The sequence below is a fragment of the Pseudomonas cavernae genome, from assembly GCF_003595175.1.
Taxonomy (GTDB): domain Bacteria; phylum Pseudomonadota; class Gammaproteobacteria; order Pseudomonadales; family Pseudomonadaceae; genus Aquipseudomonas; species Aquipseudomonas cavernae.
The window spans coordinates 720,895-747,743 of sequence record NZ_CP032419.1; the positions used below are offsets into that span (position 1 = coordinate 720,895).

The 26,849-nt window shown below is 66.6% G+C and carries 25 protein-coding genes; 16 read left to right on the top strand and 9 right to left on the bottom strand.

The features are described 5' to 3' along the window. The first annotated feature begins 160 nt into the window (after positions 1-160). Positions 161-1,087 (top strand): LysR family transcriptional regulator, encoded by a 927-nt coding sequence (locus D3880_RS03365; protein ID WP_119892116.1) that lies wholly within the window; start codon positions 161-163, stop codon positions 1,085-1,087. 10 nt (positions 1,088-1,097) lie between these two features. Here the strand turns inward: D3880_RS03365 and D3880_RS03370 are convergent, their stop codons facing one another. Then, entirely contained in the window at positions 1,098-2,225 is a 1,128-nt protein-coding gene (locus D3880_RS03370) for a M14 family metallopeptidase (protein ID WP_119892117.1), read from the bottom strand. 521 nt (positions 2,226-2,746) lie between these two features. On the opposite strand from D3880_RS03370, the gene D3880_RS03375 reads away from it, so the two are divergent. The 6 genes from D3880_RS03375 to D3880_RS03400 all read left to right on the top strand — a co-directional run bounded on the left by D3880_RS03375 (position 2,747) and on the right by D3880_RS03400 (position 8,333). Then, entirely contained in the window at positions 2,747-3,133 is a 387-nt protein-coding gene (locus D3880_RS03375) for a DUF2946 family protein (protein WP_119892118.1), read from the top strand. A gap of 289 nt (positions 3,134-3,422) precedes the next feature. Further along, positions 3,423-5,441, top strand: a complete 2,019-nt coding sequence (locus D3880_RS03380) for a TonB-dependent receptor family protein (RefSeq protein WP_119892119.1) — start codon at positions 3,423-3,425, stop codon at positions 5,439-5,441. Between the two features lie 39 nt (positions 5,442-5,480). Continuing rightward, a complete protein-coding gene (locus D3880_RS03385) occupies positions 5,481-5,984 on the top strand; it encodes a copper chaperone PCu(A)C (protein ID WP_119892120.1) in 504 nt (167 codons plus the stop codon). A gap of 78 nt (positions 5,985-6,062) precedes the next feature. Beyond that, complete coding sequence (locus D3880_RS03390) at positions 6,063-7,439, top strand: PepSY-associated TM helix domain-containing protein (RefSeq protein ID WP_119892121.1); 1,377 nt, start codon at positions 6,063-6,065, stop codon at positions 7,437-7,439. Positions 7,440-7,523: 84 nt separating this feature from the next. Continuing rightward, positions 7,524-7,790 carry a PepSY domain-containing protein gene (locus D3880_RS03395; protein ID WP_119892122.1) on the top strand — a complete coding sequence of 89 codons (267 nt, stop codon included), beginning with the start codon at positions 7,524-7,526 and terminating at the stop codon, positions 7,788-7,790. A 3-nt stretch (positions 7,791-7,793) separates the two neighbouring features. Next, positions 7,794-8,333, top strand: coding sequence for a cytochrome b/b6 domain-containing protein (locus D3880_RS03400; RefSeq protein ID WP_119892123.1), 540 nt, complete (start codon positions 7,794-7,796; stop codon positions 8,331-8,333). A gap of 317 nt (positions 8,334-8,650) precedes the next feature. Here the strand turns inward: D3880_RS03400 and D3880_RS03405 are convergent, their stop codons facing one another. The 4 genes from D3880_RS03405 to D3880_RS03420 all read right to left on the bottom strand — a co-directional run bounded on the left by D3880_RS03405 (position 8,651) and on the right by D3880_RS03420 (position 11,838). Further along, positions 8,651-9,598: an adenosine deaminase gene (locus D3880_RS03405; RefSeq protein ID WP_119892124.1), complete on the bottom strand. Its 948-nt coding sequence runs from the start codon at positions 9,596-9,598 to the stop codon at positions 8,651-8,653. Positions 9,599-9,847: 249 nt separating this feature from the next. After that, a complete protein-coding gene (locus D3880_RS03410) occupies positions 9,848-10,540 on the bottom strand; it encodes an SDR family oxidoreductase (protein WP_119892125.1) in 693 nt (230 codons plus the stop codon). Positions 10,541-10,975: 435 nt separating this feature from the next. Then, on the bottom strand, positions 10,976-11,194 hold the full coding sequence (locus tag D3880_RS03415) for a DUF2788 domain-containing protein (protein WP_119892126.1): 219 nt from the start codon (positions 11,192-11,194) through the stop codon (positions 10,976-10,978). Between the two features lie 164 nt (positions 11,195-11,358). Beyond that, complete coding sequence (locus tag D3880_RS03420) at positions 11,359-11,838, bottom strand: Lrp/AsnC family transcriptional regulator (RefSeq protein WP_119892127.1); 480 nt, start codon at positions 11,836-11,838, stop codon at positions 11,359-11,361. Between the two features lie 937 nt (positions 11,839-12,775). Between D3880_RS03420 and D3880_RS03425 the strand changes: the two genes are divergently transcribed. The 6 genes from D3880_RS03425 (at position 12,776) to D3880_RS03450 (ending at position 19,646) form a co-directional block, all read left to right on the top strand. Next, entirely contained in the window at positions 12,776-13,612 is an 837-nt protein-coding gene (locus D3880_RS03425) for a LuxR C-terminal-related transcriptional regulator (protein ID WP_119892128.1), read from the top strand. Between the two features lie 318 nt (positions 13,613-13,930). Further along, positions 13,931-15,061: an ABC transporter ATP-binding protein gene (locus D3880_RS03430; protein WP_420800844.1), complete on the top strand. Its 1,131-nt coding sequence runs from the start codon at positions 13,931-13,933 to the stop codon at positions 15,059-15,061. Positions 15,062-15,135: 74 nt separating this feature from the next. Beyond that, positions 15,136-16,281 (top strand): ABC transporter substrate-binding protein, encoded by a 1,146-nt coding sequence (locus tag D3880_RS03435; RefSeq protein ID WP_119892130.1) that lies wholly within the window; start codon positions 15,136-15,138, stop codon positions 16,279-16,281. Between the two features lie 152 nt (positions 16,282-16,433). Then, entirely contained in the window at positions 16,434-17,345 is a 912-nt protein-coding gene (locus D3880_RS03440) for an ABC transporter permease (protein WP_119892131.1), read from the top strand. 1 nt (position 17,346) lies between these two features. Further along, on the top strand, positions 17,347-18,162 hold the full coding sequence (locus D3880_RS03445; protein ID WP_119892132.1) for an ABC transporter permease: 816 nt from the start codon (positions 17,347-17,349) through the stop codon (positions 18,160-18,162). 11 nt (positions 18,163-18,173) lie between these two features. Continuing rightward, positions 18,174-19,646 (top strand): aldehyde dehydrogenase family protein, encoded by a 1,473-nt coding sequence (locus D3880_RS03450; RefSeq protein ID WP_119892133.1) that lies wholly within the window; start codon positions 18,174-18,176, stop codon positions 19,644-19,646. A gap of 308 nt (positions 19,647-19,954) precedes the next feature. On the opposite strand, the gene D3880_RS03455 is transcribed toward D3880_RS03450, so the two are convergent. The 4 genes from D3880_RS03455 to D3880_RS03470 all read right to left on the bottom strand — a co-directional run bounded on the left by D3880_RS03455 (position 19,955) and on the right by D3880_RS03470 (position 23,728). Next, positions 19,955-20,323 (bottom strand): VOC family protein, encoded by a 369-nt coding sequence (locus tag D3880_RS03455; RefSeq protein WP_119892134.1) that lies wholly within the window; start codon positions 20,321-20,323, stop codon positions 19,955-19,957. Between the two features lie 126 nt (positions 20,324-20,449). After that, positions 20,450-21,688 (bottom strand): TIGR03862 family flavoprotein, encoded by a 1,239-nt coding sequence (locus D3880_RS03460; RefSeq protein ID WP_119892135.1) that lies wholly within the window; start codon positions 21,686-21,688, stop codon positions 20,450-20,452. A 370-nt stretch (positions 21,689-22,058) separates the two neighbouring features. Beyond that, a complete protein-coding gene (locus D3880_RS03465) occupies positions 22,059-22,793 on the bottom strand; it encodes a DUF429 domain-containing protein (protein ID WP_119892136.1) in 735 nt (244 codons plus the stop codon). A gap of 2 nt (positions 22,794-22,795) precedes the next feature. Then, positions 22,796-23,728 carry a histone deacetylase family protein gene (locus D3880_RS03470; protein ID WP_119892137.1) on the bottom strand — a complete coding sequence of 311 codons (933 nt, stop codon included), beginning with the start codon at positions 23,726-23,728 and terminating at the stop codon, positions 22,796-22,798. A gap of 69 nt (positions 23,729-23,797) precedes the next feature. Between D3880_RS03470 and D3880_RS03475 the strand changes: the two genes are divergently transcribed. From D3880_RS03475 to tesB, 3 genes are read left to right on the top strand one after another with little or no spacing between them, the layout of a single operon-like run. Beyond that, a complete protein-coding gene (locus D3880_RS03475; RefSeq protein ID WP_119892138.1) occupies positions 23,798-24,358 on the top strand; it encodes a GNAT family N-acetyltransferase in 561 nt (186 codons plus the stop codon). Further along, on the top strand, positions 24,355-25,980 hold the full coding sequence (locus tag D3880_RS03480) for a SagB/ThcOx family dehydrogenase (protein ID WP_119892139.1): 1,626 nt from the start codon (positions 24,355-24,357) through the stop codon (positions 25,978-25,980). The genes D3880_RS03475 and D3880_RS03480 overlap by 4 nt, the downstream gene beginning before the upstream one ends. Next, on the top strand, positions 25,977-26,846 hold the full coding sequence (gene tesB, locus D3880_RS03485; RefSeq protein ID WP_119892140.1) for an acyl-CoA thioesterase II: 870 nt from the start codon (positions 25,977-25,979) through the stop codon (positions 26,844-26,846). Before D3880_RS03480 ends, tesB begins: the two co-directional genes overlap by 4 nt. The last annotated feature ends 3 nt before the right edge of the window (positions 26,847-26,849 follow it).

Genomic DNA, 26,849 nt, shown 5'->3' on the forward strand with positions numbered 1-26,849 from the left:
GTTTGGCATGGCCCGGATGCAATCCGGGGCAGGGCGGGACGATCCCGGAGTGTCTCCGGGCAGCAAGACATTGGAATGCATGCTCGGCTATTTGCCTGGCATGAAAAAGCCGCTGGGAATAGAGTCTCTTTCAAACCAATTTTGAAAATGGATGCCGCCCATGTTGCGCTTAGACGATCTCCAGCTGTTCGTGCGTACCGCCGATGCCGGCAGCCTGTCCGCCGCCGCGCGGGCGCTGGAGGTGTCGCCGGCGGTGGCCAGTGCGGCGCTCAAGCGTCTGGAAGGGCAGCTCGAGGTGCGCCTGTTCGCTCGTTCCACCCGCAGCCTGCGCCTGACACCGGAGGGCGAGCAGTTCCTCGGCCACGCGCGCGCCGCTTTGCAGAGCCTGGACGACGGCCAGCAGCAACTGGCCGGCGGCAAGGCGGCGATCAGCGGCGTGCTGAAACTCTCCGCGCCCTCGGATTTCGGTCGCAACGTGCTGCTGCCCTGGCTCGATGCGTTCCAGCAGGAGCATCCGCAACTGAGCGTGCGCCTGCTGCTGGCCGATCGGGTCGCCGACCTGTTCCGTCAGCCGGTGGATATCGCCATCCGCTCCGGCGCGCCGGAGGACTCCAGCCTGGTGGCGCTGCCGCTGGCCGCCAGCAACCGTCGCGTGCTGTGCGGCGCGCCCGGCTACTTCGCCCGCCATGGCGTACCGCGGCAGCTGGATGACCTGCGCCGGCACAACTGCCTGCTGTACATGCTCGGCGAGCGCGTGCACGACCGCTGGAGCTTCACCCAGGGGCGGCGCGAATTGAGTGTCGCGGTCAGCGGCGACCGGGTCAGCGACGATGCCGACGTGGTGCGCCGCTGGGCTGTGGCGGGGCAGGGCTTGACCTACAAGTCCTGGCTGGATGTCGCCGCCGATGTGCAGGCCGGGCGCCTGCAGTTGGCGCTCGGCGACTACCTGGGCGAACCGACGCCGCTGAATCTGCTCTGCGCCCACCGCGCCCAGCTGAGCAAGCCGGTGCGCCTGCTGCGCGAGTTCCTCCAGGCGCGCTGCGCCGAATTGCTGGCGCAGGCGCCCTGGCTGAACACGCCAGACTGAGGCGGGCCTGTTAGCGCAGGCTGCCGACCAGCGCCGCGACGGTCGAGAGCACATGCCGGGCCAGGCGTTTCGAGCGCTCGCCGTTCCAGCCGGTGCGCGGGTTCGGCGTGCTGTCGTGGTCCTTGAACGGCATTTCCAGGGTGAAGGACAGGCAGTCGTAGGTCTGGCCGACGAAGTTGCAGGCCAGGCGCAGGTCGGCCTGCCCCGGCGCATGGCGCGGGTAGCCGTGCTCGCTCTGGAACTCCGCACCGCTGTCCTGCAGGCGGCGGCGGAACTCGCTTTCCAGCTGGGCGAGGCGCGGGCTGTAGCCCGGGTTGCCTTCGCAGCCGGCGCTGAACACGTAAGGGATTTCCTCGTCGCCATGGATGTCGAGGAACAGGTCGACGCCGCTCCGCTGCATCTGCTGCTGGACGAACAGCACCTCGGGGCTGGCCTCGGCGCTGGGCGCCAGCCAGGCGCGGTTGAGGTCGGTGCCGGCGAGGTTGGTGCGCAGATTGCCGCGCAGCGCGCCGTCGGGGTTCATGTTCGGCACCAGATAGAGGTCGGCCTGGGCGAGCAGCTGTTCCAGCTCGGCATCGGCCTCCTGCAGGCGTTCGATCAGGCCTTCCATGAACCACTCGGCCATGTGCTCGCCTGGGTGCTGCTGGGCGATCAGCCACAGCTTGCGCGGCGCCGCGGCCTGAGCGCTGACGCGCAGCAAGGGAATGGCGCGGCCCTCGATGCTCTGGCCGCAGGCCAGCTGCTCGACGCCGGGGGTGGCCAGCGCCTGTTCGATCAGTCGGGCATGGCGGGCGCGGCTGTAGGGTTCGAAATAGGCGAACCAGGCTTGCGTCTGGCTGCTGTCCAGTTCGAAGTGCAGGCCCTGCTCGTCGTAGCGGGTCGGCACGCGGAACCAGTCCTGCTGGTCGTAGGAGGCGACCGCCTGGTAGCTGCTCCAGGCCTGGCTGTAGGCCGACTGTCCGGCATTGGTCAGGCTGAAGCCATAGCGCTGGCCGGGCGTCAGCCCTTCGGCGAGGAAGTGGAACCACTGGAAGTGCGGGCTGTTCAGGTCCGGGCGGATGGCCAGCAACACCTGGTGCGAGTTGCTGGCATCGAGGACCTGGATGTTGCCGCTGTCGAAGTCGCAGCGAATGTGCATGGGCGTTTCACCAAACCGAGGAATGCGTGCGCGACGCTAGCGCTTTCAAGGCAGTGAAGTCCATGTCGGCGCCGAAGACGCGCGGGCCGACGAGCTGCAGCGCTAGGCCTTCGGGTCGGCAGCGAAGTTGACTTCATCCGACCGGGGTGGAGGTTCGCCGCGGGGCGAAATTGCGCTCACTTGGCTGCCGGTTCACCCAGCGCCTGACGAGGCGCTATGACCACCCTCGCGCGTCAGCGAACGACTGAGTTCGAGCCGTTGCTGAGGCTCAGGGACGTCTACGCAACCGCGAGCGATTCACAGCTGGAGTGCATACGCAGGGCCAAGTCCAGGCAACTGCCCGATAGGGGCCATTGGCTCTTGGTCGCGAGGTGTTTCTGTCCGCGCGGCATACGGCGGATGGATAGCCCTGCGGCAGGGCCTCCAGCTCGGCCAGCGGCTGCGACAATTGGTGCCATGCGCGACGATATTTTTCATCCAGGCTTGCTGCTAAAGTCGCGCCGCCGTCTAGAGTGGAACCTATGGACACCCATCGCCGCCACCGCCCGCAGGTCGCCTGGATGCTGTACTGCAGCGTTCTCTTCGGCGTGCTCGCGTGTGGCCTGGGCCATGGCCAGATGCTCGGCCTGCAGCTCAACGGCATTGGCGGTCTGTACTGTACGGTCGACAACGGTGGTGGGCCGCTTCGCGACCTCTCCAGCGACAGCCCGCTGAGCAGCTCCCTCTCCCTCTCCAGCATCTCGAGTTGCTCGCTGTGTGCCAGCCTGGGCCTCGGCCTGGCCCTGCTGTTCGGCATGATCTGGCTGTACTGGCCTGCCACCACTCCGCGCCTGGCCCGCGAGCGACGGATCAAGGCGCCCCCCCGCTACAGCTGGCCGCCATCCAGCCCGCGCGCGCCACCCCTGTAACCCCTGCTGCACCCTGCCCCCGCTCGGCGGGCGTCTTCGTGGGCGCCTGGCCGTCGGCGTTGTCGGATGCGGGCCGGTGCGCCCAATGCAGTTGAAGTCGTCCCGTGGGGCGACCCAAGAACCTGTTCATGATCTCGCGAGCTAGAGCCAGACAAGGCAAAAACAGCCGAGGAAGCGGAGTTTACGGTTGTAAATGAGCATTCCGAGGCTGTTTTTAACGCCGTATGGCTGACGCGCAGCAGATCGTGAACAGGCTTCTAGGGAATTAATAAGAATCAGGGGTTAGTCCATGCGTCATCTATCGCTCCTAGGCCTGTGCGCGCTCGGCGCCGGCTGGCAGGCGCCGGCTCAGGCCGACCATCTGGAGCTCGAGCAAACCACCATAGTCGCCGAGCAGGCCAGCGACCCGACGGCCCCAGGCCTCGCCGAGAAGCAGGCCGAGTTCGCCCATATCCCCGGCGGCGCGTCGCTGGTCGATGCGGAAACCTACAAGGACGGCCGCAGCAGCACCCTCCAGGATGCCCTGGGCATGGCCACCGGGGTGCTGATCCAGCCGCGTTTCGGTGCCGAGGAGGCGCGCCTGTCGATTCGCGGCTCCGGCCTGCAGCGTACCTTCCACGGTCGCGGCCTGCTGCTGATGCAGGACGGCGCGCCGGTCAACCTGGCCGACGGCAGCTTCGACTTCCAGACCATCGAACCGCTGGCCACCGACCACATCGAAGTGCTGCGCGGCGCCAACGCCTGGCGCTACGGCGCGGCCACCCTCGGCGGTGCGATCAACTTCGTCGCCCCGACCGGCAAGAGCGCACCGCCGCTGGATCTGCGCGCCGAGGGCGGCAGCTTCGGCTATCGGCGCCTGTTCGGCGCGGTGGCGCAGGACTTCGGCGATGCCGACGCCTACCTGAGCCTCAACGACTATGCCCAGGACGGTTTCCGCGACCATGCCAAGCAGGACAACCAGCGCTACTTCGCCAACCTTGGCGGGCGCATCAATGATCGACTGGCCACCCGCGTCTACCTCACCCATGTGGAGACCGATTCCGAATTGCCGGGCAGCCTGACCAAGGCGCAGCTGCGCCGCGACCCGGAGCAGGCGTCGGCGGCCAGCATCAGCGGTGACCAGCACCGTGACTTCAACCTCAACCGCCTCGGCAACCTCACCACCCTGCAACTGGACGGCGGCCACCGCCTGGAACTGGCCAGCTACTACAGCGAGAAATCGTTGTTCCACCCGATCTTCCAGGTCCTCGACATCGACAGCGAGGACTACGGCCTGCGCCTCTCGCACCTGTGGGAGAACGCGCAGGGCTGGCGCTGGCGCAGCGGGCTGGACAGCAGCCACGGGCGCAACCAGCAGTCCAACTTCGTCAATGTCGGCGGGCATAAGGGCGCCAAGGTCGACGAACTGCGGCAGACCGCGCGCAACCTGAATGTGTTCGGCGAACTGGAAGTGCCGCTCGCCGAGCGCTGGGCGCTGATCGGCGGCTTGAGCTGGCTGCATCAGCAACGCGATTCCGACGATCGCCTGCTGATCGGCCGCGATACCTCGTTCGACCAGACCTACATCGGCCGCATCGGTCGTCTCGGCGTGCGTCACGACCTGGCCGAGGGCGTGCAGCTGTTCGCCAACTTCAGCCAGAGCTTCGAGCCGCCAAGCTTCAGCGAACTCACCGGCGGCCAGGTCATCGCCTTCGCCCCCAACAGCGAGCAGCAGGCCAGCACCTGGGAGGCCGGCATGCGCTGGTCACGCGATAGTCTCGACCTCGATCTGGCGGTGTACCGCAGCGAGATCCGCGACGAGCTGCTGAGCCTCAACGACGCCAACGGCCAGCCGCTCGGCACGGTCAACGCCGATCGCACCGTCCACCAGGGCGTCGAACTGGGCGGCGCCTGGACCCTCGGCCAGGTCGTGCTGCGCGGCCAGTATCTGTTCAACGACTTCCGCTTCGACGACGACCCAATGTTCGGCGACAACCGCCTGGCAGGCGTGCCACGCCAGTTCCTCAAGGGCGAGGCGTTGTGGCAGCTGGAAGGCTGGTACGCCGGGCCGACCTGCGAGTGGGTGCCCAGCCATTACAACGTCGACCAGGCCGAGACCCTGTATGCCGAGGGCTACGCCATCTGGGGCCTGAAGGGCGGCTACCGGCCGGCCGACGGCCTGGGCTTCTTCGTCGAGGGCCGCAACCTCGCGGACAAGACCTATATCGCCACCACCGGCGTGATCGCCAATGCCGACGGCCGGGACAGCGCGCAGTTTCTGCCCGGCGATGGCCGCAGCCTGTATGTCGGCCTGGAATGGCGCCTGTAGTTTTGCCACGCGAACCCTGATCACCCAAGGAGATGGACCATGAAACTGACTAACGCCCTGCTCTTGACCGCCCTGCTGCTGCCCGCGGCGTTCGCCGGCGCCCACGACTACGCGGCCGGCACCCTGCACATCGAGCATCCCTGGTCGCGCGAGATGCCGCCGAGCGCACCGACCGCCGCCGCCTATTTCGTCGTGCACAACAAGGGCGCGGCCGCCGACCGCCTGCTCGGCGTCGACACCCCGATGGCCGCCAAGGCCGAGCTGCACGAGCACGTGCAGGCGGGCGAGCTGATGAAGATGCAGCAGGTGCAGAGCGTCGAGGTGCCCGCCGGCGGCGAGGCCAGCTTCGCGCCGGGCGCCTACCACGTGATGCTGTTCGGCCTGCAGCAGCAGTACCGGGACGGCCAGCGCTTCCCGCTGACCCTGCATTTCGAGAAGGCCGGCGACGTCAAGGTCGAGGTGGCGGTGCAGAAGCAAGCGCCAGCCGAACAGGCCGACCACGCCGACCATGCCCAACACGCCGAGCACGATCACGCGCAGTAGCGCCGAGCAGCCGCGGCTCAGTCCGGCCGACCTTGGCCTGAGCCGCGCGGTATTCGCCACCAATGGAGGCCGAGCACCATGAACCCGTCGATCCCGTCGTTCTACAACCAGGCCTGGCGCTGGCATTTCTATGCCGGGCTGTTCGTCATCCCCTTCCTGCTCATGCTGTCGCTGACCGGCATGGTCTACCTGTTCAAGCCGCAGCTGGACCGGCTGATGTATGCCGAACTGTTGCTGGTGCCGCGCGGCGAGCAGCTGCTGAGCGCCGACCGGCAGCTGGCCGTGGTCAGGCAGGCCCACCCGCAGGCGAGCGTGAGCAAGTACCTGCCGCCGGTGGATGGCGAGCACAGCGCGCAGTTCGTCATCGCCGAGGGCGAGCGCCAGCTCAACCTGTTCGTCGACCCCTATCGCGGCACGCTGCTGGGCAGCCAGGATGCCGAGAACAACCTGCAGGCCATCGCCCGTGCGCTGCACGGCACGCTGCTGGCCGGTACAGTCGGCGACCGCCTGATCGAGCTGGCCGCCGGCTGGGGCATAGTCCTGGTGATCTCCGGGCTGTACCTCTGGTGGCCGCGTGGCCAGGGTGGCGCCGGCGTGCTGTGGCCGCGCCTGAGCGCGCGCGGGCGGCTGTTCTGGCGCGACCTGCATGCGGTGACCGGTTTCTGGGGCGCGCTGCTCTTGCTGTTCATGCTGCTCACTGGGATGACCTGGACCGGCCTGTGGGGCGAGCAGTTCGCCGCGGTGTGGAACCGCTTCCCGGCGCAGATGTGGAACGCGGTGCCGAAGTCCGACCTGCAGGCGCGCAGCCTCAACAGCGCCAGTCAGCAGACCGTCGCCTGGGCGGCGGAGAACACCCCGCTGCCGACTTCCGACCCGCATGCCGCGCACCAGGGCCATACCCAGGCGGCGAGCGGGCCGGTGTCGGCGCAGATCGGCCTGCAACAGGTGGTCGACCTGGCCCGCGCCGAGAACGTGCAGCCGGGTTACAGCGTGAGCCTGCCAAAAGGCGCGGAGGGCGTGTACACCGTCGCCCTGTTCGCCGACGACCCGCGCGCCGACGCCACCCTGCATGTCGACCAGTACAGCGGCAAGCTGCTCGCCGACCTGCGCTGGCAGGACTACGGCCTGGTGGCGAAGAGCGTGGAGATGGGCGTGGTGCTGCACGAGGGCAAGTTCTTCGGCCTGGCCAACCAGCTGCTGATGCTGGCGGTGTGCCTGATGATCCTGCTCAGTTCGCTCAGTGGCCTGGTGCTGTGGTGGCAGCGCCGGCCGCAGGGCTCGTTGGGTGTGCCGCCGCTGCGCCACGACCTGCCGTTATGGAAGGGCGCGGTGGTGCTGATGCTGCTGCTCGGCCTGGCGTTGCCGTTGGTCGGTGCCTCGCTGCTGCTGATTTGGACGTTGGACTGGCTGGTTTTATCGCGTTTTGCTCCGGCGCAACGGGTGTTGGGCAGCTAATCTTGCTCGGCGAGGATGGACGAGTTAAGAATCATTCCTTATTGTGCGGCAGGCTTCACCCCCGTTCTGATAGAGGATATATCCATGCGCAAATTGCTTCTGCTCAGTCTGATTGCCGCCAGCCCTCTGGCTTTCGCCGATCCGCAATGCACCACCGCCGACAAGGCGCAGTGGCAGGATCAGACCAAATTCCAGGAAACCCTCAAGGGTCAGGGTTACGAGATCAAGAAGTTCAAGGTCACCAGCACCAATTGCTACGAGATCTACGGCTGGGACAAGGACAAGCGCAAGGTCGAAATCTATTTCGACCCGGTGAGCGGTAACGTCGTCGAGCAAGAGATCGAAGACTGAGCCATGCGCGACGACACCCTGCGCCTGTGGGACCCGCTGGTGCGCTTCTGCCACTGGTCGGTGGCCGGGGTGTTCTTCGCCGATTACTTCTTCCTCACCTCCTTCGGCTCCCAGGTGCAGTTCTGGCATCGCTGGCTCGGCTATTACGCCGTGCTGTGCGTGCTGATCCGCGTGGGCTGGGGCTTCGTCGGCTCGCCGGCGGCGCGTTGGGCGGACTTCTGGCCGACGCCGACGCGACTCGCCACGCACCTGCGGGCGCTATTCAAGAGGCAACCCTTCCACCGCCTCGGCCATTCGCCGCTCGGCGCGCTGGTGATGTTGCTGATGCTGCTGTCGATGCTGAGCCTCGGCGTCAGCGGCTTCCTGATGGAGGAGGTCGACTACTTCTGGGGCGAGGATCTGCCGCGCGACATCCACGTGTGGATCGCCGACGCGCTGTTCGCGCTGGTCTGCGTGCATATCGCCGCCGCCCTGTTCGAGAGCTGGCGGCTGAAGGAGAACCTGCCGTTGTCGATGATCACCGGCAAGCGGCGCAGGCTGTAGGGTGGAAAACCGCGAAGCGTTTTCCACCGTCGGTGGCTGTAAGAGCCTGTTTACGATCTCGCGAGCTAGAGCCAGACAAGGCGCAACGACCAACGGGAGTAACAGCCGCAGGCTGGCCCAAAGGGCGAGCGTAGCGAGTCAAATGGCCGAGGGAGCGCAGTTTACGAGCTGTAAATGAGCATGACTCGCTGCGCTCGCCCCGTCGGGGCCGCGCTAAAGCGCGTTAGCCGCAAGCGGCTTGCCGAGGCCATTTTTAACGCCGTATGGCCGACGCGCAGCAGATCGTAAACAGGCTCTAAGAAGCGACAAGGCGATTGCTACACCAGGCGGGCCTCCAGGCTGTTCTGCGCCAGGCGTTTGGCCTGCTCCTCGGTCATGCCCAGGCCTTCGTGCAGGGCGGCGAAGTTCTCGGTGACATAGCCGCCGAAGTAGGCCGGGTCGTCGGAGTTGACCGTCACCTTCACTCCCGCTTCGAGCATGTCGAGGATGTTGTGCCGGCGCATGTCGGCGAACACGCAGAGCTTGATGTTGGACAGTGGGCAGACGGTCAGCGGGATCTGCTCGTCGATCAGCCGCTGCATCAGTTTCGGATCCTCGGCGGCGCGCACGCCGTGGTCGATGCGGCTGACCTTCAACAGATCCAGGGCTTCCCAGATATATTCCGGCGGGCCTTCCTCGCCGGCGTGGGCGACGGTGAGCAAGCCTTCGCTGCGCGCGCGGTCGAACACCCGCTGGAACTTGCGCGGCGGGTGGCCCAGCTCCGAACTGTCGAGGCCGACGGCGAAGAAGGCGTCGCGATAGGGCAGGGCCTGGTCGAGGGTCTTTTGCGCTTCTTCCTCGGAGAGATGGCGCAGGAAGCTCAAGATCAGCCCGCTGCTGATGCCCAGCTGCTCGCGGCCATCCTTGAGCGCCTGGCGGATGCCGTTGAGCGCGACCTCGAAGGGGATGCCGCGCTCGGTGTGGGTCTGCGGGTCGTAGAACGGCTCGGTGTGGATGACGTTCTGCGCCTTGCACTTGTGCAGGTAGGCCCAGGTCAGGTCGTAGAAGTCCTGCTCGCTGCGCAGCACGGCGGCGCCCTGGTAGTAGAGGTCGAGGAATTCCTGCAGGTTGTTGAAGGCGTAGGCCTGGCGCAGGGTTTCCACATCGGCCCAGGGCAGGGCGATCTTGTTACGTTCGGCCAGGGCGAACAGCAGTTCGGGTTCCAGCGAACCTTCCAGGTGCAGGTGCAGTTCGGCTTTGGGCAGGGCATTGAGCCAGTCGTACATGGTCGTCCTCGTGATCGGGCGGGTATGCCGGCTAGTTTAACGGCGCGGTCAGGATGACGGCAGGTTCGTAGGATGGGTTGAGCGTAGCGATAGCCATCGATCGTCGGTGATGGGCAGCACAGGCTCAACCTCTCCTCGTATCTTCTCACCCTAACGACAGGTCCTGACCGATCATCGGGAGGTGGTCTTCACCTGGTCGCCGATCTGTTGCGCCCGCTGGACGCGGGGTGGCGAGCGGTGGGGACGGGGTTACCAGGGCAGCGGCGTGCCCTCGTAGTCGATATACAGATGCTTGCCGCTGCCGCCGTGCAGGGCGATTTGCTGGACCAGGCCGCTGCAGCTGGTCGGCACGTCCAGCGGCGCCTCGCTGCCGCCCATGTCGGTGCGCACCCAGCCGGGATGCAGCGACAGCACGGTCAGGTGGCGCTCGCTCTGTTCCTGCTCGCCATGGAAGCCGCGACTCAGGCAATTCAGCGCGGCCTTGCTGGCCTTGTACAGGGCCAGGTAGCTGCTGTCGTTGCCGGCGATGCTGCCGAGGATCGAGCTCATGAACGCCACCGTACCGCTGCCCTCGCGCACCTGCATGGCGAAGCGCTCGGCCAGGCGCACCGGCGCCACCGCGTTGGTCATGAACAGCTGGCCGAGTTCGGCCTGAGTGGCGGCGCCGACGGATTGGTGCTGCGGGCCGGAAATTCCGGCGTTGACGACCAGCAGGTCGAACACCTGGTCGTGCAGGCGTTGCTGCAGGGCGTCGACCGCCTCGCCATCGTCAATATCCACCTGCGCGATGACCACGCCGGGCAGTGCACGCAGCTCGTCGGCGCGCTGCGGGTCGCGCACCGTGGCAGTGACCTGCCAACCTTCCGCCCGCAACTGGCGCACTAGCCCCAGGCCGAGGCCGCGGGAAGCGCCGATGATCAGGGCCGATTTCGTCTGGCTCATGGCTGTCGATCCTCCGTCAGGTGAAGAGACCTACAGCATAACGGGCCGGGCGGCTTGCTGCCTGGCCAGGTCGGTCATCGCAACCCTGTTGCGGGCCAACTTCGGCCCCTATCTAGCGTCTTACCGCCCTTCCAGGCCGCCGATCACCACGGTCTTGATGATGAAGCCGAGCACCCGAGGCCGAGGAACAGCACCGTGGTGCCGTCGCGGCCGGCCTTGGACTGGGGCTGGGCGAGTGGAAGGAAGTGCCGGCGCGTTTGCCTACGACTAGTGGCCTGTACGGTTAGTTGGCTAACTCAAGTTCGGATGGCTGAGGTTCTGAGACCAGGCGCTGCGACGAGTCATAGCCCGCTATGGCGAGGAGCAGCAACGCCGTATCGGGGCCTCAGACGCCGAAATTGACTAATTGAACTAACCACACAGGCCACTAGCTGTTTAGCCGTGAATACCGCGCGTCATTTCGATGATGTAGCCAATGAGCGGCTTCGCCAGGAAGGCGAACAGGCACAGGCCGAGGCCGAGGAACAGGATGGCGGTGCCGAGGCGGCCGGCCTTGGACTTCTTCGCCAGGTCCCAGATGATGAAGGCCATGAAGATCATCAGGCCGCCGACCAGGACGTACATCATCAGCGCTTCGAACTGTTCCGGTTCCATCGCTTACCTCCAGCAATTAGGCAAAGACAGGCAAGGGCCAGTCAAGGGACTGACCATGGGGCGGGCGATTGTTGTTGGGATGCTCTGACGGCGGGGCCACGCGAAATCGGCGGCGATTATACGGGAATGCCGCCGTCGCGCAGCGCGCCTTCGTCGGCCGGCACTCAGCTGCGCAGATGCTGCAGCGGCAGTTCGGTGCTGGAGATCACCTGGTCGAGGACGAAGCTCGAGCGCACGCTGGACACGCCCTCGATGCGCGTCAGAGTGCCGAGCAGCAGCTTCTGGTAATGGTCCATGTCCGGCACCACCACCTTCAGTTGGTAGTCGGCATCCATCCCGGTGACCAGGCTGCACTCCAGCACTTCCGGGCATTTGCGGATGACTTCCTGAAAGTGCTCGAAACGCTCGGGGGTGTGGCGGTCCATGCCGATCAGGACGAAGGCGGTGAGGCTCAGACCGAGCTTCTTGCGGTCCAGCAGCGCCACCTGGCGGACGATGAAACCGTCGTCTTCCAGCTGCTTGACCCGCCGCGAGCAGGGCGAGGGCGACAGGCCGATGCGTTCGGCCAGTTCCTGGTTGGACAGGCGGGCGTCGCGCTGCAGTTCGGCGAGAATGTTCAGGTCATAGCGGTCGAGTTTGTTCATGGCGCGCAGTCTTTGTTGTTTGATTGCTGTTGATCATGCTGTTTTAGCTAAAAATTGCGCAAGTGCCAGTTATATGGACAGTCTTCGCAAGCCCCTGCTGCACCGATAGGCCTAAGCTTTACCTCAGTTTCACGGCCCGGACGTAAGCGTCCATCCGGCCCGCCCAATCAGGCAGGCCGTCGCCGCCGATCCCACCGGATCGTCACGGCCCCCGGGTCCGCACCGCCCAACCAGGCAGGCGAGGAAAGCGGCGACACAATCGCCAGCACAGGACAGACAGCAAAAAGGGAGACCGCGGGGTCTCCCTTTTTGCTGTCCGGCGTTCGCTGCCAGCGGCGTAACCCACCAGCGATGTCGCCATGGACGTCCAGCAGGGCTGCTGGGTTACGCCTACGGCTAACCCGCCCTACGAACCTGTACAAGCGGATTTATCCGCGAACCCGGGATAAAGGCGGTGCCAAGCCTTTCGCGAATGAATTCGCTCCTACAGGTTCGGCATGTGCTGACAGTCCACAGGGCAGGGGCTGCTGCACTCCGGATTGCATCCGGGCTACGACATCTCCAACTCGTAAACTCCACACCCTCGACCATTTTGATTAGCTACGCTCACCCTGCGGGTGTTACTCCGCTTCGCCACGTTGTGCCTTGTCTGACTCTAGCTCGCGAGATCGTAAACAGGCCCTGAGGCGGATGGCTGACGTTACCGGCAGTGGGGTGGCGGGTGACATTTGCGGGTGCCGGGCCGGGCCATGCCGGTGCGCCGGCGCGCGCTAAAACCGCGCCCGGTCAGCGCCTGGGCTTGCCGGCTGGGGCGCTCAGGCGGGGGGCGTGGGGTTTCAGGATAGTGGCGCAAAATGTGCATTTCCGTGTGAAATCCGCAACGCCTATAGTGTGTTGCAGGCTTTCCCACCTTGCGCACCACCACACAGACCAGCCCATGCGCCACAAGGAACTGAAACACTGGACCGCCGGCGTCGCTCATTTGCTGGCCCTGCCCAGCGGCCGCGCGCGCTTGCTTGGCCTCAGCCAGTGGCTGAAGCAGATCTGCCACGTCGATCACTTCGTCCTCTTCGTCTATGAAGGCAATCACCGCCCGCTGGCGCTGTTCGACACCTTCCCGGCGGACAAGCGCAAGGTCTACGTCGACGACTATCAGGTCGGCCCCTATCTGCTCGACCCTTTCTACCTGGCCTGTACGCGCAACCAGCCGCCCGGCCTGTGGCGCTTGCGCCAGTTCGCCCCGGACCACTTCTACCTCGGCGAGTACTACCTGAATTACTACCAGCTGACCGGTCTGGCCGAAGAGGTGGCCTTCTTCGTCGATCTCGCCGACGGCGCCAAGGGCGTGCTGTCGCTGATGCGCAGCACCGCCAGCCCGACCTACAGCCGCGATGAACTGCAGCTGCTCGACTGCGCTCAGCAGGTGGTCGAGGAAGTGGTGCAGGAGGCCTGGCAGCAGCGCCGCGATCAGCAGCCGCGCCCGGCGCAGGACCTGGATCACCAGATTCGCGCCGCCTTCGAGCAGTTCGGCGCGCACAGCCTCACCGCGCGTGAGCAGGAAATCGTCCAGTTGTTGCTGCGCGGCCACTCCAGCGCCTCGGTGGCCGAGCAACTGGCAATCAGCCCCGGCACGGTGAAGATCCACCGCAAGAACATCTACGCCAAGCTCGGCATCGGCAGCCAGGCCGAGCTACTCGGGCTGTTCATCCGCGAGCTGTCGGGATCGGCGGTGGAGGGCGAGTCGCCGTTGCCCGCGGGGGCGCTGTCCCAGTAGCGCGCCCTAGGGCGCTTTTCCTCGGCTATGCCCCCGTTACGTGTTGGGGCGTCGTAGCCCGGACGCAACCCGGGTACAGCATCCCTTGCCCGTGGGCTGTCAGCTCATGCCGAACCTGTAGGAGCGAATTCATTCGCGAAAGGGCTGGCATCGTCTTTATCCCTGGTTCGCGGATAAATCCGCTCCTACAAAAAGCACTAACCCATGCAACACGTGGCAGGGGCATAGCCTTTGCCTCGGCCCGCGCCTATCCCCCGAGGGATATATACAGGGCAAAACCGCGATTGCTAGTTTGAGCCCCACTAGCACTAATAAAGAGTGGGGCCTGCGGTGAACGATTCCAGCCAAGCGTTCGATATCGAGTTTCGCCAGGTGGTCAAGCGCTATGGCGCCGTGGCGGCGGTCAACGGCCTGAGTTTCAAGGTCAGGCGCGGCGCCTTCCACTCCTTTCTCGGCAGCTCCGGCTGCGGCAAGACCACCACCCTGCGGATGATCGCCGGCTTCGACCAGCCCAGCGAGGGCGAAGTGTTGCTGGCCGGCCAGCCGATGGCCGGGGTACCGGCCTACCAGCGTCCGGTGAACATGGTGTTCCAGAGTTACGCGCTGTTTCCCCATCTCTCGGTGCTGGAGAACATCGCCTACGGCCTGCGCTACCGCAGCTCGCGCCCGGACCGCGCCGAGCAGCGCCGCTTGGCCGAGCAGGCGCTGGAGATGGTGCGTCTGACCGGCTTCGGCGCGCGCAAGCCGCACGAGCTGTCCGGCGGCCAGCAGCAGCGCGTGGCGCTGGCGCGGGCACTGGTCAACAAACCGACTGTGTTGCTGCTCGATGAGCCGCTGGCGGCGCTGGACCGCAAGCTGCGCAAGGAGATGCAATCCGAGTTGCTGCGCCTGCAGCGCGAGGTCGGCATCACCTTCGTGCTGGTCACCCACGACCAGGAAGAGGCGCTGTCGATGAGCGACAGCATCAGCATCATGCAGGACGGCCTGATCATCCAGACCGCCAGCCCCGAGCAACTCTACGAGACTCCGGCCAGCCGCTACGTGGCGGACTTCATCGGCGAATCCAACCTGTTCGACGGCACCGTGCGCCGCATCGAGGGCGACCGCGTGGTGCTGCAGACCGCCCAGGGCCTGGAGCTGGCCAGTCCGCCGACCCCCAGCGGGCCGCCGCTCAAGGCCAGCGAGGCGGGCTGCATCGCGGTGCGCCCGGAACAGATCAGCATCGGCGCCGAGAGTGCGCCGTTGGCCCGCGAGATCAGCCTGCGCGGGCACGTCGAGGATCGCATCTACCTCGGCAACCTCACCGAATACCGGGTGCGCACCGAACCGTTCGGCATCGTCTGCGTGCGCGTGCCCTGTCATGGCGCGCAGGAGCGCGGCGCGTTCGAGCATGGCGCACCGGTGCGGGTGGGCTGGGACCAGGCCAGTGGCCTGGCGATGACGTTGTAGGCGCAGGGCCGCGATTTCCGCGCGGTTTCCGAGTAGGCAGAACAACAGCAACAGCTAACAGGCGGGAGAGTGCGATGGACGAACGTAAGAGCTTCATCAAGACGATGCGCAGCTGGCAGAACGGCTCCATCACCCGGCGCGAGTTTCTCGGTCGCACCGGCCTGGGCCTGGCCGCCGCGGTGGTCGCCAGCAATATGCCCGGTCTGCTGACCAGTAAGGCCTTCGCCGGCGAGAAGGGCTCGATCGGCGATCGCGTGGTGCTGGCCACCTGGCCGAACTACCACAACCCGGAGAACTTCACGGCCTTCGCCAAAGCCACCGGCGCCCAGGTCCAGGTCAACGTGTTCGGCTCCAACGAGGAGATGCTCGCCAAGCTGCAGGCCGGCGGCAGCGGCTGGGACGTGTTCGTGCCGACCAACTACACCATCAGCACCTATGCCGAGCTGGGCCTGATCGAGCCGCTGGACCTGGCCAAGCTGCCGAACTTCGACCCGGCCTCCTTCGAGAAACGCTTCATGGAGCAGGGCGTGATCAACGGCAAGGTCTATGCCGTGCCGAAGGATTGGGGCACCACCGGCTTCGTTTACGACGGCCAGAAGCTCAGCGCCAAGCCGAGCAGTTGGAAGGAGTTCTGGGAGCTGAGCCAGGGCACGGCGACCGGGCGGGTGATGGTTCACGATTACCAGCTGACCGTGATCGGCAACGCCCTGAAGTCCTTCGGCTACAGCTTCAACTCGCTGGATGCGAAGGAGTTGGCCGATGCCGAGAAGCTGCTGCTGGAGGTCAAGCCGCACCTGTTCGCGATCAACTCCGACTACCAGCCGTCGATGCGCAACGGCGATGCCTGGATGGCCATGTGCTGGACCGGCGACGCCAAGCAACTGCGCCGCGACATCCCGAGCATGCAGTACGTGCTGGGCCGCGAGGGCGGCGAGTTGTGGAGCGACTTCTTCGCCATTCCGAAGAGCGCCGAGCGCCGCGAGGCGGCCTATGCCTTCATCAACTTCCTGCTCGACCCGCAGGTGAATAAGCTGGAAGTCGAGGCCCACGGCTACCCGAGCGGCGACAAGCGGGTGGATGCCTTGCTGCCCAAGGCCATGCTCGATGACCCGATCATGTACCCGGCCGCCGAGGTGCTCAGCACCCTCGAGTTCGGCGCCGCGGCGACCCTCACCAGCCCGGCCCGCGCCGAGCTGATGGCGCGCTTCAAGGCGGCGTAGCGCCCGGCCGATTCGCTGGTTTCCCGCTCCCCGTGGGGAGCGGGCCAGGGAGAGGGGGAAGTCTTCGGACCCTCTCCCCAACCCGCTCCCTAGGAGGGCGAGGGGGCTGCTGGTGCGAGGCTTTCTGATCCATGCGGAGTAAGGATTCACCTATGCATATTGCCGTTAGCGCCCCGCTCCAGGCGGCGAGCGCCGCTGGGCCAGGCGTTGCCGGACAGAGCCTCGGCCGGCGCGTCACCTGGCTGTTGCTGTTGCCCTCGACCCTGTGGTTCCTGCTGCTGTTGCTGCTGCCGCTGTTGATCATCCTGGTGTTCAGCCTCGGCGAGCGCAGTGCGGTCGGCGGCTACAGCGCCGCGCTGACCCTGGACAATTACCTGAACCTCGGTGCGCGGGCCAAGGCCTTCTCCAATACCCTGGTGCTGGCGCCGGTGGGCACCCTGATCTGCCTGCTCGCGGCCTACCCGCTGGCCTATTTCCTGGCGGTGAAGGTCAAGCGCAACAAGTCGCTGCTGCTGACCCTGGTGATAGTGCCGTTCTGGACCAGCTTCCTGATCCGCACCTACGCCTGGATCTTCATCCTCAGCGGCAAGGGCATTCCGGCGCTGCTGGCCAGCGTCGGCCTGGACGACGTGCGTCTGATCAACACGCCGACCGCGGTGCTGATCGGCATCGTCTACGGCTACCTGCCGCTGATGGTGTTCCCCATCTACGTCAGCCTGGAGAAGCTCGACAAGCGCCTGCTGGAAGCCTCCGGCGATCTCGGCGCGGGCGCCTTCGAGACCTTCCGGCGCATCACCCTGCCGCTGTCGGCGCCGGGGGTGATCACCGGGGTGATGCTGGTGTTCATCCTGCTGATGGGCGAGTTCCTGATCCCGGCGATCCTCGGCGGCGGCAAGGTGTTCTTCGTCGGCAACGCGCTGGTCGACCTGTTCCTGCAATCGCGCAACTGGCCGTTCGGCAGCGCGGTGGCCATGACCCTGGTGGCGATGATGCTGGCGATCATCGCCCTCTACCTGAAGCTGGTGGAGCGCCTGGGCGGCAAGCAGTCGGACGGAGGGCTCTGAGATGTGGCTGAGAAGTTATTCGACTTCGGTCTACCTGTTCCTCTACGCGCCGATCGCGCTGATCATGCTGTTCAGCTTCAACGCCGGCCAGCATGCGGCGGCCTTCGAGTGCTGTTCGACGCAGTGGTTCGGCCGGGCGTTCGGCAACCCCTTCATCATGGAGGCGCTCGCCACCAGCCTGCTGATCGCGCTGAGTTCGGCGGTGATCGCCACGCTGTTCGGCACCCTCGCGGTGTTCGGCCTGCAGCGGGTCGGCAAACGCGTGCGCCTGCTGTTCGAGGCGCTGATCTACAGCGCCATCATCATCCCCGGCATCGTCATCGGCATCGCCACCCTGATCGCCTTCATCAGCCTGTTCGACCTGCTCAATCCGCTGCTGGCGGCGCTGGATCTGGGCATCCCGCGGCTGAACATGGGCTTCGCCACTGTGGTCGCGGCCCATTCGCTGTTCACCATGGCGTTGGTGATGGTGATCGTCCGCACCCGCGTCGAGGCGCTGGATCGCGCCCTGCTGGAGGCCTCGGCCGATCTCTATGCGCCGCCGCTGGAGACCTTCTGGCGGGTCACCTTGCCGCAGATCGCCCCGGCGGTGCTGGCCGGCTTCCTGCTGGCGTTCACCTTCAGCTTCGATGACTTCATCGTCGCCTTCTTCGTCGCCGGCTCCGAGACCACCCTGCCGATCTACATCTTCTCCTCGATCCGCCGTGGTGTGACGCCGGAGATCAATGCCATCTCCACGCTAATCATCTGCGTCTCGCTGGCACTGCTGTTCACCTCCCGTTACCTGCAAAACCGCCGTGCCGGCGTACATCCCTGATGGAGGGCTTTATGCGCGATCAGTTGTATATCAATGGCGAGTGGGTCAGCCCGGATCTGGGTGGTTACTTCGAGGTGCTCGACCCGGCCAGCGAGCAAGTCATCCAGCGTGTGCCAGCCGGCACCGAAGAGGACATCGACCATGCCGTACGCGCCGCCCGGCGGGCCTTCGAGCATGGCTGGGGGCAGACCAGCGGAGCCGAGCGGGCGGGCTGGCTGGAGGCGCTGGCGGATGAACTGGAGGCTGGCCAGGAGGCGCTGGCCCTGCTCGAGGTGCGCGACAACGGCAAGCCGCTGGCGGAAGCGCAGTGGGATATCGGCGATGCGATTGGCTGCTTTCGTTATTACGCCGAGCTGGCGCGGGAACTGGACAGCCGCCAGGACGAGGTGCTGGTGCTGCCGGATCAGCGTTTCCGCTGCCGGATCCGCCGTGAGCCGGTCGGCGTGGCGGGGCAGATCATCCCGTGGAACTACCCCTTGCTGATGGCCGCGTGGAAAGTCGCCCCGGCGCTGGCGGCGGGTGCCACCGTGGTGTTGAAGCCCTCCGAGCTGACGCCGCTGACGGCGCTGGAGCTGGCCGCGGCGGCCGACCGCATCGGCCTGCCGGCGGGGGTGCTGAACCTGGTGACCGGCCTCGGCGCCGAGGCCGGCGGCCCGCTCAGCCAGCACCCGATGGTGGACAAGCTGGCCTTCACCGGCAGCGTGCCGACCGGCGCGAAGATCATGTCGGCCGCCGCCGCGGACATCAAAAACATCAGCCTGGAGCTGGGCGGCAAGTCGGCCTTCATCGTCTTCGACGATGCCGATGTCGAGGCGGCCGTGGAGTGGATTCTGTTCGGCATCTTCTGGAACCAGGGCCAGGTCTGCAGCGCCACCTCACGCCTGCTGGTGCAGGAGGGCATCGCCACGCGGCTGCTCGAGCGGTTGGTCGAAGCCACCCGCAACATCCGCATCGGTCACGGCCTGGAGCCGGGCGTGCAACTCGGTCCGCTGATCAGCCAGGGCCAGCTGGACAAGGTCATCGGCTTCATCGAGCAGGCCAAGGCCAGCGGCGCGCGGCTGCTCACCGGCGGTCGGCGTCCGGCGCAGCTGGACAGGGGTTATTTCATCGAGCCGACGATCTTCGATGAGCCGGCGGAGAACAGCAGCATCTGGCGCGAGGAGGTGTTCGGCCCGCTGCTCTGCGTCAAACGCTTCAAGCGTGAGGAAGAGGCCGTGCGCCTGGCCAACGCCAGCCGCTTCGGCCTGGCCGGCGCGGTGATGAGCGGCGATCCAGCACGCGCGGCGCGGGTGGCCAACGCCCTGCGCGCCGGCATCGTCTGGGTCAACTGTTCGCAGCCGACCTTCAGCCAGGCGCCGTGGGGCGGCATGAAGCAGAGCGGCATCGGCCGCGAGCTGGGACGCTGGGGACTGGAGAATTACCTGGAAGTGAAACAGGTGACCGAGTACGTCGGCCGCGAACCCTGGGGCTGGTATCTGAAGTGAGGCAGTGGTCGGTGGTTGGGCAGCGCAGGTCCGTAGGCTGGTGCTGAACGAAGTGATGCCCAACAAGGAGTCGCAGGTGACTCCCAACGTTCGATCTCGAAACTGACTGGTTTCTCGCCGGCGCGGGAATGACTGGTGCAGGGCTGCCGATCCTTACCTCTGCGCTTAGAGCCTGCCTACGATCTGCTGCGCGTCGGTCAAACTGCGTTGAAAACGGCTTCGGAATGCTCATTTACAACGCGTAAACTCCGCTTCCTCAGCCGTTTTCGCCTTGTTTGACTCTAGCTCGCGAGATCGTAAACAGCCTCTTAAGTGTTCTGCGCGATGCGCCAGAGCACGCCGCTCGGGTCGATCAGCACGCAGTCGCGCATGCCCCAGGGCTGCTCCTGCGGCGGCACCAGGCGCACGCCATAGCGCTCGGCGAGGCGGGCCTCCTGGATCTGCTGCCACCAGGCGTCCAGGTCCTCGACCAGCAGATGCAGCATGCAGTTGTCGGCCCATTCGCGGACGTAATAGTTCTGCAGCAGGAAGGCGCAATGCTCGCCGTGACTGAAATAGGCCAGCTGCTCATCGGCCCAGCCGGGTTTGAAACCCAGGTCCTGGTAGAACTGCCGGCTGAGTTGGAAATCCTTGGCCGGCACGAAGGCCTTGAGTTCGACGCTGCGTAGTGGGTTCATCCTTGTCTCCTTTTTCAGCGCGGGCGCGGCATGGGTATCCGATTGTAGGTTGGGTTGAGGCGCTTGCGACGAAGCCCAACGGACGGCATTGACTCCAACGCCGTTGTCGATTCCCGCTCGTTGGGCTTACCTAGGTTTCAGCCACTCCAGCATGCCCAGCCCGGCCGTGCGGCCGCTGGCGAAGCAGGCGGTGAGCAGGTAGCCGCCGGTGGGCGCTTCCCAGTCGAGCATTTCGCCGGCGCAGAACACCCCGGGAAGCTGGCGCAGCATCAGGTGCTGGTCCAGCGCGGCGAAGGGCACGCCGCCGGCGCTGCTGATCGCCTCGTCCAGCGGCCGTGCCTTCAGCAAGGTCAGCGGCAGGGCCTTGATCGCGGCCGCCAGCTGCGCGGGATCGGCGTAGGCCTCGGCGCTGCTCAACTCGCGCAGCAGGCCGGCGCGCACGCCGTCGAGGCCGAGTTGGCCGCGCAGGTGGTTGCTGATCGACTTGCTGCCGCGCGGCTTGCGCAGGGCGGCTTCGACCTGCGCCGGGCTTTTCTGCGGCAGCAGATCGAGATAAATCGTCGCGCGGCCTTCGGCCGCGATCCGTTCGCGGATCGGCGCCGACAGTGAGTAGATCAGGCTGCCTTCGACGCCGCCGGTGGTGATGACAAACTCGCCCAGTCGTGCGGGCTCCTGATCCAGGCGGATGGCGCTGGACTTGACCGGCGCGCCGGCGAACTTCTCGGCGAACAGCGGGCTCCAGCCGCTCACCTCGAAGCCGCAGTTGCTCGGCTGCAGCGCCGCCACGGCGATGCCGCGTTGTTCCAGCAGCGGCACCCAGGTGCCGTCCGAACCGAGGCGTGCCCAACTGCCGCCGCCGAGGGCGAGCAGGGTGGAGTCGCTGCGCACGGCGATTTCCCCTGCGACCGTGGCGATGCGCAGGCTGCCATCGGCGTTCCAGCCCAGCCAGCGGCTGCGGGTGTGCAGGTTCACGCCATGCTCGCGCAGGCGCTTGAGCCAGGCGCGCAGCAGCGGCGCGGCCTTCATATCTGTGGGGAACACTCGCCCGGAGCTGCCGACGAAGGTGTTTATGCCCAGGCCGTGAATCCAGGCACACAGTCTATCGGCCCCGAACTTGGCCAGCAGCGGCTCGATCTGTTCGCGGCGCTCGCCGTAGCGGGAGAGGAAGGCCTGCTTGGGCTCGGAATGGGTGATATTCATCCCGCCCACTCCGGCCAGCAGGAACTTGCGCCCGACCGAGGGCATGGCGTCGTAGAGGTCGACCCTGACCCCGGCCAGCGCCAGCACCTCGGCGGCCATCAGCCCGGCGGGGCCGCCGCCGATGATGGTGGCGCGAGGGGCGGCAGGGGCGGCGGACTCGTTCATGGCGTAGGGCTGGCAGGTAATGGGGATGGCGCATTCTACCCGAGGCCGGTGGCTGTGCTGGTTGGGAATGCATGAACCCTGAAGGCTGAATGCATTCGCCCTTAGAACCTGTCTACGATCTGCTGCGCGTCGGTCAAACTGCGTTGAAAACGGCTTCGGAATGCTCATTTACAACGCGTAAACTCCGCTTCCTCAGCCGTTTTCGCCTTGTTTGACTCTAGCTCGCGAGATCGTAAACAGGTTCTTACAGAAGGCTATGTCCCAGTTACGTGTTGCGCAGCGCTTTTGTAGGGTGAGTTAGCCGCGAAGCGGAGTAACCCACCAGCGGCGCCAACGTTGGACGCCAGCGTCCGTCTACGGCTAACCCGCCCTACGAATCTAGAGCGAGGGGTTGAATTGACTCCAGGGTCGCCATCGGTCCTTCGCGCCAAACACCCTCGCTGTCGCGGAGCAGCGGTGCGCCCAGGGAGCGAACCGCCAGGCCGGCAACCTTCCCGTCGGCGGCCGCGGCGATCAGCGCGCAGAGACAGGCGTCGAGATGATCGTGACTTGGCGATTCCGGCAAGTTGCGCACGCCCAGCCGTTCCAGAATGGCCTTGCGCGCCTGCCGTCCTTGCGGCTTTGCCTTGTTCATCAGGCCGGGCGCCAAGCGTTTCCAGGCGTCACCCGGGTAGGCTTCGCTGACGCCGCCGGCGAAGTTGTCCGGGCTGACAGGCAGGTCGGCGTCAGCCAAGGCGCAGAACAGTTCGACGGACGAGCGCACGAAACCTGCAAAGGGGAGGTCGACCGGTGGCCTGTCGGGGGTCTTGCCCGCCGCGCCGCAGAGCCGTTCGCATTGGCGCATCCGTTCTCCGGGGTTGGCCAGGGCCTGCGGGCCATCCAGCATGGCCGAGCGGGCGGCTGCGAGTTCGGGTAAGAGCGCAGTGACGTCCAGTGGCGCAGGCGGCGCATCCCATTCCCAGTGCCAGAACTCGGCGACCAGGCTGCCATCTGCTTGTGCATGGAGCCCGCAGACATCGATGGGCCGGCGGCCCTTCGCGTAACGGTCGGTGAGGTCGGCGCCGAGATAATCCGCATATGGGTTGCCGGCGAAAGTGCTGTTCATCGCTATGCCCTCGCTATTGCGCGATGCTCCTCCTGCCACAGCCGCTGCGCGCTGTGATGCAGCAGGCCATGGCGTCGCGCCAGCGCCGCGCGGTCCTGGTCATAGCCGCCGCCGATCAGGCCGACCACCGGGATCTCGCGCTCGCGGCAGTGGCGCAGCACGGCCTCGTCGCGCGCCTCCACGCCGGCGTCGCTGAGGTTGAGGTGGCCGAGGGCGTCGCTCTGGTGCACGTCGACGCCGGCGTCGTAGAGCACCAGGTCCGGCTGATAGAGCGGCAGCAGGTAGTTGAGGCTGTCGTCGACCACCTTGAGGTAGGCGGCGTCACCCATGCCCATCGGCAGCGGGATGTCCCAGTCGCTCGTGGCCTTGCGCGCCGGGAAGTTGTTCTCGCAATGCAGCGACACGGTGACCGCGTCCGGCGTGTGTTCGAGGATGCGCGCGGTGCCGTCGCCCTGGTGCACGTCGCAGTCGAAGATCAGCACGCGACCGACCTTGCCGGCTTCCAGCAGGTAGCGGGCGATCACGGCCAGGTCGTTGAAGATGCAGAAACCCGAGGCGTGGTCGTAATGGGCGTGGTGGGTGCCGCCGGCCAGATGGCAGGCCAGTCCGTGTTCGAGCGCCAGTTCGGCGGCCAGCAGCGAGCCGCCCACCGCGCGCACGGTGCGCCGCGCCAGCGCTTCGCTCCAGGGCAGGCCTAGGCGGCGTTGCTCGCCGGCGTTGAGATCGCCGTCGAGGAAACGTTCGATATAGGCCGGGCAGTGGGCGAGGGCGAGCACCTCGCGCGGGCAGGGCTGGGGGCGCAGCAGATCGGCATCCGTGGTCAGGCCGCTGTCTACCAGGTGGTCGCGCAGCAGGCGGAATTTCTCCATCGGGAAGCGATGGTCGGCCGGGAAGGGCGGGCTGTAATCGTCGTGATAGACCAGCGGCAGGGGCATGGTTCGGCTCTCGCGGCAGCGTGGCAGGCAGTATGCTGTGGCGGTATTGGCCTGCTCAAGGAATCCGCGGTGGAAGCGATCGAACTGCACAGCCCGCGTCTGCGCCTGCGCGCCTGGCGTGACGCCGACCTGCCGGCCTTCGCCGCGCTGAATGCCGATCCGGCGGTGATGCGCCACTTTCCCGCCTGCTTGAGTCGCGACGAAAGCGACGCGCTGGCGGCACGCATCCGTGCGCACTTCGCCGCGCATGGCTTCGGCGCTTGGGCGCTGGAACGGCGCGACAGCGGCGCCTTCATCGGCTTCACCGGGTTGGCGCAGGTCGGCTTCGCGGCGCCTTTCAGCCCGGCGGTGGAGATCGGCTGGCGCCTGGCGCGGGCGCACTGGGGCCAGGGTTTCGCCCGCGAGGCGGCGCGGGCGGCGCTGGCCTGCGCCTTCGAGCGGCTGGGGTTGGACGAGGTGGTGGCGTTCACCACGCCGAGCAATCTGCCATCGCAGCGGGTGATGCAGGCCATCGGCATGCGCCACGATCCGGCCGACGACTTCGAGCACCCGCAGCTGCCGCCCGGCCATCCGCTGCGCCGGCATGTGCTGTACCGGCTGAGCCGTGAGCAATGGCGGGAGGGGCTATGAAGGCCAGCGACGCGGTGCGCGCCTATCACCAACTGAGCAAGCACCAGCCCGAGCGCTTCGCCCCCGGCCCCGGCCAGCTGGACTGGGCGAGCCAGCCGGTGGCCTTTCGGCGCTACAGCGGCACGCGGCTGCTCGAGCTGTGGCAGCGGCCGCTGGAGGAGTCGCCGGTCTATGACGCGGTGTTCGCCGGCCCGCTCGGTGCACCGGCGCCGCTGGATCGCGCCAGCCTGTCGCAATTGCTCTACGACAGCCTCGCCATCTCCGCCTGGAAGGCGGCGGGCGGCAGCCGCTGGGCGCTGCGGGTCAATCCGTCGTCCGGCAACCTGCACCCGACCGAGGCCTATCTGCTGCTGCCGCCGGGGGCTGTGGAAGACGCCGGCCTGCTCGCCCACTACACGGCCGATGCCCATGCCCTGGAGGTGCGCGCCGAGTTGCCGCCGGCGCTGGGTCAACAGCTGCAAGCGGCGCTGCCGGCCGGCGGCTGCCTGCTCGCCCTGGCCAGCATCCCCTGGCGCGAGGCGTGGAAATACGGCGAGCGCGCCTACCGCTACTGCCAGCACGACCTCGGCCACGCCCTGGCTTGCCTGGCCATCGCCGCCAGCGCCCTGGGCTGGCAGGTGCGCCTGTTACGCGGGATCGCCGAGCGCGAACTGGACACGCTGTTCGGTCTGGATCGCGACGGCTTCCACGAAGCCGAGGCGGTCGATGCGTTGCTGTGGATCGGCCCGCCGCAGGAGCGCGAGCCGCGCCTGCCGGCCAGCCTGCTGCGCGGCCTGGCGGCGCTGGCGTTGCACGGCACGCCGAATCGGCTGTCGCGCCAGTACCGCGACTGGCCGGAGCTGGCGCGGATTCAAGAACTCTGTCGCGCGCCGGCGCTGGCGCCATTGCCCTGGCAAACGCCGGCGGCGCCCGTGCGCGCGGACAATCCTGGCCTGCCGCTGCGCCCGCTGCTGCACCGGCGGCGCAGCGCCCAGGCCATGGATGGTAAGGCGGGCATTCACGCCGAACTGCTGTTCGCCTGGCTGCGCCGGCTGCTGCCGGCGCATTCGCCGGTGCCCTTGGCGCTGACCGGCGAGCCGCCACGGGTCGATCTGCTGCTGTTCGTCCACCGCGTCCAAGGTCTGGCGCCGGGGCTGTACTGGCTGGCGCGCGACACCGATGAGGCGCAGCCGGGCCTGCGCGCGGATTTCCTCTGGCAGCGCCTGGACGGCGAGCTGCCGCTCTATCGCCTGCTCGAGGGCGATGCCCGCGGCCTGGCCGGTTTCCTGTCCTGTGGTCAGGACATCGCCGGCGACGGCTGCGTCGCCCTGGCCATGCTGGCGCGCTTCGACCAGGCGCTGGCCGAAGGCGCCTGGCTCTATCCTCGGCTTTACTGGGAATGCGGGCAGATCGGCCAGCTGCTCTACCTGGAAGCTGAGGCGGCGGGGCTGTCCGCCACCGGCATCGGCTGCTTCTTCGATGATGCGGTGCATGAATTGCTGGCGCTTGCCGACAGCCGCTGGCAAAGCCTTTACCATTTCACCCTCGGCCGCGCGGTGTGGGACGATCGCCTGACGTCCCTGCCGGCCTATGCAGAATTACGCAGACCGCCCGCGAGCGGGAGCAGAGGAGAGGCTGTATGAGTCGAGTGCTGGATGATCTGGTGTCGTTGTTGAGTCTGGAGGCCATCGAGGAAAACCTGTTCCGCGGCATGAGCCAGGACCTGGGCTATCCGCAGCTGTTCGGCGGCCAAGTGCTGGGCCAGGCGCTGTCCGCCGCCAGCCAGACGGTGGAGCCCGCCCGTCATGTGCACTCGCTGCACGGCTATTTCCTGCGTCCCGGCGACGCCAGCCTGCCGGTGGTCTACAGCGTCGATCGCGTGCGCGACGGCGGCAGCTTCAGCACCCGCCGGGTCACCGCGATCCAGAAGGGCAAGCCGATCTTCTTCAGCAGCGCCTCGTTCCAATACGCCGAAGAGGGCTATGAGCACCAGATCGCCATGCCGCAGGTGCCGGGCCCGGAGAACCTGCCGTCGGAACTCGACCTGCTGCGCCAGCGCTCGCACCTGATCGCCGAGCGGATGCGCGACCAGATGCTCTGCGACCGCCCCATCGAGGTGCGCATGGTTGGCCAGCACGACCCCTACGATCCCCAGCCGGGCGAGCCGATCACCCATATGTGGTTCCGCGCCGACGGCAGCCTGCCGGAGAGCCCGGCGCTGCACAAATACATCCTCGCCTACGCCTCGGACATGAACTTTCTAGGCACCGCGCTGCAGCCGCATGGGGTGTCCTTCACCCAGAAGTTCATGCAGGTGGCGAGTCTCGACCATGCGCTGTGGTTCCACCGCGAGGTGCGTGCCGACGAGTGGCTGCTGTACAGCGTCGATAGCCCGTGGAGCGGCAATGCGCGTGGTTTCGTGCGCGGCAGCGTGTTCAATCGCGACGGCCAGCTGGTCGCCTCGACGGCCCAGGAAGGGCTGATCCGCAAGCGCGAGGACTGGCTGTGAAGC